The organism is Bacillus sp. RCC_6_1, assembly GCF_041360755.1.
GTDB classification, from domain to species: domain Bacteria; phylum Bacillota; class Bacilli; order Bacillales; family Bacillaceae_G; genus Bacillus_A; species Bacillus_A cereus.
On record NZ_JBFUPV010000041.1, the window covers coordinates 1 to 581 of the forward strand.

A 581-nucleotide genomic window follows, 5' to 3' on the forward strand; every position below is an offset into this window, starting at 1 on the left:
TAAAGTTAGTTTGTCTAGCATCTAAAATAAAAATTGACGTTTCACGTTGTTTGTTTCGTTCAGTTTTCAAAGAACTAAAAGCGGGTGAAGAGAATCGAACTCTCGACCAGAGCTTGGAAGGCTCTTGTTTTACCACTAAACTACACCCGCGTGGTCGGGAAGACAGGATTTGAACCTGCGACCCCCTGGTCCCAAACCAGGTGCTCTACCAAGCTGAGCCACTTCCCGTAATTGGCGCGCCCGAGAGGAGTCGAACCCCTAACCTCTTGATCCGTAGTCAAACGCTCTATCCAATTGAGCTACGGGCGCTTATTCATGATGTTTTTTCGTCGTTGTAATTTGGCGACTCAATTATCTTATCATACTACATTTTCAAATGCAAGTACTTTTTTAAGATTTTTTTGATGCGGCCGGGAGGACTTGAACCTCCACGGGGTTTCCCCCACTAGGCCCTCAACCTAGCGCGTCTGCCGTTCCGCCACGACCGCGCGGAAAAAACAAAAGTGAGCCATGAAGGACTCGAACCTTCGACCCTCTGATTAAAAGTCAGATGCTCTACCAACTGAGCTAATGGCTCGTAA

5 tRNA genes are annotated in these 581 nt (G+C 47.2%); all 5 read right to left on the reverse strand.

Annotated features, from left to right (window positions below):
• Positions 1-79 precede the first annotated feature (79 nt).
• Positions 80-150, reverse strand: a tRNA-Gly gene (locus AB6801_RS31200).
• A 1-nt stretch (position 151) separates the two neighbouring features.
• A tRNA-Pro gene (locus tag AB6801_RS31205) sits at positions 152-228 on the reverse strand.
• Positions 229-232: 4 nt separating this feature from the next.
• Positions 233-309 (reverse strand) — tRNA-Arg (locus AB6801_RS31210).
• A 96-nt stretch (positions 310-405) separates the two neighbouring features.
• Positions 406-488 (reverse strand) — tRNA-Leu (locus tag AB6801_RS31215).
• Between the two features lie 16 nt (positions 489-504).
• Positions 505-577 (reverse strand) — tRNA-Lys (locus tag AB6801_RS31220).
• Between the last annotated feature and the right edge of the window lie 4 nt (positions 578-581).